This window comes from Lentihominibacter faecis (genome assembly GCF_014306095.1).
Classification (GTDB): domain Bacteria; phylum Bacillota; class Clostridia; order Peptostreptococcales; family Anaerovoracaceae; genus Lentihominibacter; species Lentihominibacter faecis.
Genome location: NZ_JACRWC010000006.1, coordinates 1 through 5487, shown reverse-complemented (window position 1 = coordinate 5487; position 5487 = coordinate 1). Strand labels below are relative to the sequence as shown.

11 protein-coding genes are annotated in these 5487 nt (G+C 51.8%); all 11 read right to left on the bottom strand.

Going from position 1 to position 5487, the window contains the following annotated elements:
* A partial coding sequence (locus H8876_RS00325; RefSeq protein WP_249286077.1) for an exodeoxyribonuclease VII large subunit occupies positions 1 to 177 on the bottom strand: 177 nt, incomplete at its 3' end.
* On the bottom strand, positions 168 to 1316 hold the full coding sequence (locus tag H8876_RS00320; protein ID WP_249286076.1) for a tRNA (adenosine(37)-N6)-threonylcarbamoyltransferase complex transferase subunit TsaD: 1149 nt from the start codon (positions 1314 to 1316) through the stop codon (positions 168 to 170). The genes H8876_RS00320 and H8876_RS00325, both read right to left, overlap by 10 nt.
* A 2-nt stretch (positions 1317 to 1318) precedes the next feature.
* Positions 1319 to 1768 carry a transcription antitermination factor NusB gene (nusB, locus tag H8876_RS00315; protein WP_249286075.1) on the bottom strand — a complete coding sequence of 150 codons (450 nt, stop codon included), beginning with the start codon at positions 1766 to 1768 and terminating at the stop codon, positions 1319 to 1321.
* Positions 1755 to 2138 (bottom strand): Asp23/Gls24 family envelope stress response protein, encoded by a 384-nt coding sequence (locus H8876_RS00310; protein ID WP_177264239.1) that lies wholly within the window; start codon positions 2136 to 2138, stop codon positions 1755 to 1757. The genes nusB and H8876_RS00310 overlap by 14 nt, the downstream gene beginning before the upstream one ends.
* 50 nt (positions 2139 to 2188) lie before the next feature.
* Positions 2189 to 2812 (bottom strand): SpoIIIAH-like family protein, encoded by a 624-nt coding sequence (locus H8876_RS00305; protein WP_177264240.1) that lies wholly within the window; start codon positions 2810 to 2812, stop codon positions 2189 to 2191.
* Complete coding sequence (locus H8876_RS00300) at positions 2802 to 3215, bottom strand: hypothetical protein (RefSeq protein ID WP_177264241.1); 414 nt, start codon at positions 3213 to 3215, stop codon at positions 2802 to 2804. The genes H8876_RS00305 and H8876_RS00300 overlap by 11 nt, the downstream gene beginning before the upstream one ends.
* Positions 3216 to 3358: 143 nt before the next feature.
* Entirely contained in the window at positions 3359 to 3532 is a 174-nt protein-coding gene (locus H8876_RS00295) for a stage III sporulation protein AF (protein ID WP_249286074.1), read from the bottom strand.
* Complete coding sequence (spoIIIAE, locus tag H8876_RS00290; protein WP_249286073.1) at positions 3523 to 4614, bottom strand: stage III sporulation protein AE; 1092 nt, start codon at positions 4612 to 4614, stop codon at positions 3523 to 3525. Before spoIIIAE ends, H8876_RS00295 begins: the two co-directional genes overlap by 10 nt.
* Before the next feature lie 29 nt (positions 4615 to 4643).
* The gene (gene spoIIIAD, locus H8876_RS00285) at positions 4644 to 5030 is read right to left on the bottom strand and encodes a stage III sporulation protein AD (RefSeq protein ID WP_177264244.1); all 387 of its coding nucleotides are present in this window, start codon (positions 5028 to 5030) and stop codon (positions 4644 to 4646) included.
* Positions 5031 to 5039: 9 nt separating this feature from the next.
* Positions 5040 to 5234 carry a stage III sporulation protein AC gene (spoIIIAC, locus tag H8876_RS00280; RefSeq protein ID WP_177264245.1) on the bottom strand — a complete coding sequence of 65 codons (195 nt, stop codon included), beginning with the start codon at positions 5232 to 5234 and terminating at the stop codon, positions 5040 to 5042.
* A gap of 14 nt (positions 5235 to 5248) precedes the next feature.
* Positions 5249 to 5487: hypothetical protein (locus H8876_RS00275; protein WP_465250716.1), on the bottom strand; the 239-nt coding region annotated here is incomplete at its 5' end.

Below are 5487 nucleotides of genomic sequence, written 5' to 3'. Positions count from 1 at the left end.
AAAGCAGTTGATCCGGCTTTTTTCGTCTTTCAGCGAAAAGTACACATGACCCGATCCATGGAATTTCAAGTTAGAGACTTCTCCTCTCACGGAAACGTTTCCCAGTATGGGATCTGTCTGCAGGATCCGTTTGATGTAGCTGTTGAGCTGAGATACTGTAACAGGTTTTAACCCCATAAATATTTCCCTCCAAGCAAAGCGATTCCTACAGCGTTGTCCTGAGAGAGCATTTCGTCTCCAAAAACTGCTGTGATCCCTCTGCCGTTTAATTCTTTTCTCATATAGCTGCGGAGAAACTGACTCGATGCCACCCCTCCGGCAAGAAGCACGGATGCTTGTCCGCTGTGCTCCGAGCACTGTATGATCATATCCGAAGCCGCTTTGCCGGTCTTAGCGAACAAGTCCGCCGCCAGCGCATAGGTCTGCAGCTGTTTCTGCTCCAGCCCCAGCCGGTCGATCCTGCTCCGGGCCTGGGTATCCAGTCCCGAAAGATTGAGCCAGCCGTCCTTCACTTTGACAGGCGTCAATCTGCAGGCTTCCTTTGCAGCCTGGAGCATGTCCCTGCTTGCTCCTTTAAAAATCTCTCCTGGATCTTCCGCCTGCTCGGCTTCACAAAATTTCTGTGCCATCAGATCCAGCTGTCCGCCTGCCGGAAATTCCATGCCGAGAGCTACGCCGGTGCGATCCAGGACTTGTCCAAAAGAAATATCCTTCGTGCCTCCGGTGATGTGCATGGTGTAGGCGACCCGCTCAGCGGGATCTGCCGGACGCGGCTTTTTCGCTTTTTTTGCAGAAGCGCCGTTATCGTCCGCTCCCGAACTTCCTTCAAAATACTGCTTCGGCATTCCGTCTTTCCGCAGATCCGTCTCGGATACGTCGAGTACCTCACACGTTCCTCCGGAAAAATGACATGCCAGAAACCGATCTTCCGTCTGGAAAGGACTGTAGGCCCGAATCGCCTCCATATGTCCTTCCTGATGAGAAAAACCGACTACCGGAACGTTCATCGCAGCGGCGGCCGCCTTTGCAAATCCGCTTCCTGCTAGGAACACCGGCATATAGGATCCTGCTTCCGGGCGCGGCCGAAACGAGCACGCAACGGCATCGATCCTGCCGTCGAACATCCGGCGCATCTCTTCCATCAGTTCCGGCAGATTCTGTATATGCTGAAAAAGGGCGTCAGATTGCCGCAGCCCCCGCTCGCCCTGTTTTACGGTCAGAAACCTGCGCAGATCGCAGATGATATGCTTCTTGTGATCGATGACCGCGATCGACGTTTTATAATTGCTGGTATCTATCCCCAGGACATATCCCATAGCTACTGCTCCTGCGCTGCGGAGCCGGCATCTGCGTCTGCTGCGGATCCTGCAGCTTCCGGTGCGTTCACGATGGCTCCCAGCACGCCATGGATAAACCGTGACGATTGCTCGGTGCTGTATTTTTTCGCCAGTTTGATCGCCTCACTGATGGCGACCGCTTCCGGCACGTCGTCTCCGTATTTGATCTCACCCAGAGCAAGGCGCATGATTGCAAGATCCACCTTCGGCATCCTGCTGGTCTTCCAGGATCGACTGTGTGCATTGATGGATCCATCGATCTCGTCCAGATGCTCGATGATCCCGCTCAGGATCTGAAGGCTTCTTTTAAGATTTTTTCCGGGCAGCTTTTCCCCTGCCAGCTTTCTGGCCGTCTCCAGATCCAGGGTTTTCGCAGCATCCATTTCATACATCATCTGCATCAGTACTTCTCGTATTTCATTTCTCGTCATTTGTTTCTGTTTCCTCCGCTGGTATTTCCACACCTTCTACATGTATGTTCACCGCCGTCACCTTGAGTTCCGTCATCTCCTGAACTTCGTTCTTGACGTTCTCCTGGATATCCCAGGCAACTGCCGGTATTTTCGCATGGTATTTAACGATGATATGAACGTCCAGTTCCACTCCGTCTTCGCTCTGACTGACTTTGATCCCCTTCCAGGTCAGCTCCTTGCCCAGAAAATTCTTGGAAAGGGCGTTGGAAATGCCTCCCGCAAGATCGGCAACTCCCTTCGTCTTAAGTGTCGCGTTCGCAGCGCACACCGCGATGACTTCATCTGAAATTTTTATGATACCGTTACTTTGTCGTCCGGCTGCGTTCATTACAATCACCTCACACGTTATTATACCAAATCCCGCATGTAAATACAAACTTATTTGGAAACGTCCTGCACAACGATCTCGCTGGCTTTGACGCCGGTCTGGCGCATAACGATCTCGCAGATTTTAGTGACGGTCTGCTGATCCAGATCCTCTGTATTCACAGTTACGTTGACGCCACTGTCACTGATCACTACGAAAGATTCCGGAAGGCCTTTGTTTTTGATGAGGGTCTCTACGGTCTTTTCCTTTTCCATATAATCCAAAAGCCGCATTTTCTGGGCGGCAGCCTCCTGTTTTTCCTTCTTTGTGGACGCAGAATCTTCCGCATCGGTCAGCATGGAAATGATCTTGTTGCGATCCATATCCAGATTCGCCCGCAGTTCCTGGAAATAGGAATCTTTGTTTTCCAGCTGTGCCACATCATCTGAGGCCACCAGTTTCGCTTCTTTGTTTTTGCTGCTTTTCTTATTCGATGCATCGTTCTCATCATCCACGTTCAGGCTGTCTACAAGCACATCGCCGTCGTGAAGCGGAATGTCGCCGTTTACTGTCTTGTCCGGCAGCAGTCTGCCGCTGGCCAGAAACGCTCCGCAGCACATCATGAGGGCCGCAAGCCCCGCTACGAATTTCTTGTTTCTCCCCAGAAGATCGCGATATTTCTTTTTACTGCCCATTGCTTTTTTCCTCCTTGTCCTTTTCCATGTCCGAAGCGCTGGTTTTTTCGAAAACCTCCACATTGGCCGACGATATGTCGAAAAGCGCCATGACCGCCTTGATCAAGTCGTTTTTCACCACCGGGTTTCCTGCACCTTCCGCCGTCACGATGACACCTGCCACCTGATCTTTTTCTCCGTACTGCAGCATCACATCCACAGCCCCCACACCATCGATATCGGATAAAATGCTGCAAAGTTCCGTTTCGGTGCCTCCATCGGAGTCGATGATCTGCTTCCTGCCGTCGCGATTCTGCGTGAACACGTCAAAGGACAGGAATATCACCGCCAGGATGATGAGCACCGCGGCGGCTTTCATGAGTTTATCCCGTTTTTCGGGATCGTTCTTCCATTTTTCCAGCAAAAGTTTCGCCTCCTTGTTCAGTATATTGTGCAGGCAGCCGGTATATGCCCCGGGATTTCTGCAAAGAGTATGCTGCAGCTTCCCTGAAACCCGGCGAGCCTGATTTTCCCGGCATCTGTGCAGTCTCCGGCAGATGCTTTGCATCAAACGCCGCCTGTCAGCCGGATCACCGGATACAGGATCGTTGCCATGATCACCAGGGAAAATATAAAATGCAGGTACTTTCCCATAGAGGATTCCGGCAAAAGCATCTCGATAAATGTGATGGCCAGCAGGATCAGAAACAGACTGCGGACCCAGTCTTTCATCAGTTCCATCGTCCGCCACCTCCCATCCCCATGATGATGGCGATAAAAATGAGAAACATCAGGGCGCCGATGGCGAGGACCACCGTCATGGTAATAGCTGCCGTTCCCAGCTCGTTCAGAGAGTCAGAAATGTTTTTACTGGCCACAGGCTCTGCTGCGATCGCCGTTATTTTATAGATCACCGCCACCGCCAGGATCTTCAGGACAGGGATCACCAGCAATGCTAAAATCAGAAGGATCCCGGCGACACCGATGGCGTTTTTGATCAGCCCTACACAGCTTATGACCATGTCAAGCGAATCTGCTGCAAAGCCTCCGACGATGGGCACGAAGTTGTCCAGAGAATATTTTGTCGTGTTGATGAGGATCCCGTCGGCCGCTTTGGTCACCATGCCCTGGATCGCTGCGATCCCGGTAAATACCGTCACGGCAAGACCGGTCAGAAAAATCGTGCCCTTTCGCAGGAATCCCGCCAGCTTCTTTACGTAATCCTTTTCAGTGATACTGTTGATCATGGTGAATACTGCTGACAGGAACACGAGGGGCAGTACGATATGCTCCATCAAGGCGGAAAACCCTGTGACCGCCCCCGCAACAGCCGGATCCAGGATACTTCCGGATGAGATCCCGCCCATGGCAACAAGAAGCGGTATCATAACAGGCAGCAGGATCTCCATGGAATGAGCCATGGTCCCCAGCGCGTCCTGACAGTATTCATAGCTCTGATAGAAGTTTCCCATACAGAGGGCGATTATGACACAGCTGCAGATCACCGTTCCCAGGGACGATACCGTCCGTTTGCCGAAAGAATCCGAGAAACTGGTGAGCATACCGATCAGGATGCATACTGCCAGGATCTCACACCCAAGCATCAGAGAAGAACGGACTTCCAGCAGAAATAGATTTTTCAGGTTTTCCAGGATCTGATCAGAGTCCAGGATCTGCTGTCCATTGAGCAGGCGGTGCACCAGATCCTCCACGGAAAGTTCTTCCAGCACACCGCTTTGCTGCGCTGCATCCGCAAGGGAGTCTTCAAGCTCTGAAAGCTCCGTGGCTTCAAGTTGTTCTTCCAACACGGTTTCGTAGTCCATGCCACCCTCCTTTCGTGATTTTCAACCTGCTACTGCAAAAGAGTCCCGATCAGTTCCAGTATCGCCGACAAAATCGGCAGCGCCAGGTAGAATATGATCACTTTCCCTGCCAGTTCCACTTTACCGCCTACGGCGCTTTCCCCGGCATCCCTGCAGAGCTGCGCTGTCAGATCTGCGATATACGCCACTGCCAGCACTTTGAAGATCACCGGAAAAAAGGTCTTGCCGTAAGGCACGCTGTCGTAGATGCTTTGCAGAAACACAAAAACTTCCGTCAGCTTGTCGAGGATCATCAGAAAAACAACGATTACAGTGGCTAGTATTATGTAAATCGAAAACTCCTTATGCACTGATTTCATCAGTGACGCCAGCAAGACGCCCGTAAGCGCCAGCCCTGCAATTTTCAGGATTTCCATAGCGTTCTCCTAAAACTCGAGGAAAGTTCTGACCGCATCGAAAAATTCTCCGATCATCTGGATCACCAGCATCAGCACAACGATCACCCCGGCCAGCGTGGTCAGCATTGCCTGTTCTTCCCGCCCCGCCTTGACAAGTACCTGGTTGAGCACCGCGATGGCTATACCGATGCCCGCTATCTTAAAAATAATGTCGATATCCATAAGTTTCCCCTTTTCTAAAGCACCAGGATCGCGGCCACTACACCGGCTGCCAGCCCCAGGCTTCGGTACATTTTTCCCATTTTATACTCCAGTTCCTGCGCTTTGCAGATCTGCTGCTCCAGGCGATAAAGTGCCGGCTCCAGGATCTGCTGCTGCCCCCGGGTATCGCTCCGGCCCAGCCCCAGGAAAAGATCGGTAAGTATCTCCACATCTTCCGAAAGCAATGGGCAGCCTTCTTTTTCTTTATGCAAAG

Bases quoted from the DNA above. Each gene is read 5' to 3' on its own strand.
- nusB (WP_249286075.1), bottom strand. From the start codon at position 1,768: ATGACGAGAAATGAAATACGAGAAGTACTGATGCAGATGATGTATGAA.
- H8876_RS00320 (WP_249286076.1), bottom strand. From the start codon at position 1,316: ATGGGATATGTCCTGGGGATAGATACCAGCAATTATAAAACGTCGATC.
- spoIIIAE (WP_249286073.1), bottom strand. From the start codon at position 4,614: ATGGACTACGAAACCGTGTTGGAAGAACAACTTGAAGCCACGGAGCTT.
- spoIIIAC (WP_177264245.1), bottom strand. From the start codon at position 5,234: ATGGATATCGACATTATTTTTAAGATAGCGGGCATCGGTATAGCCATC.
- spoIIIAD (WP_177264244.1), bottom strand. From the start codon at position 5,030: ATGGAAATCCTGAAAATTGCAGGGCTGGCGCTTACGGGCGTCTTGCTG.
- H8876_RS00305 (WP_177264240.1), bottom strand. From the start codon at position 2,812: ATGGGCAGTAAAAAGAAATATCGCGATCTTCTGGGGAGAAACAAGAAA.
- H8876_RS00310 (WP_177264239.1), bottom strand. From the start codon at position 2,138: ATGAACGCAGCCGGACGACAAAGTAACGGTATCATAAAAATTTCAGAT.
- H8876_RS00295 (WP_249286074.1), bottom strand. From the start codon at position 3,532: ATGGAACTGATGAAAGACTGGGTCCGCAGTCTGTTTCTGATCCTGCTG.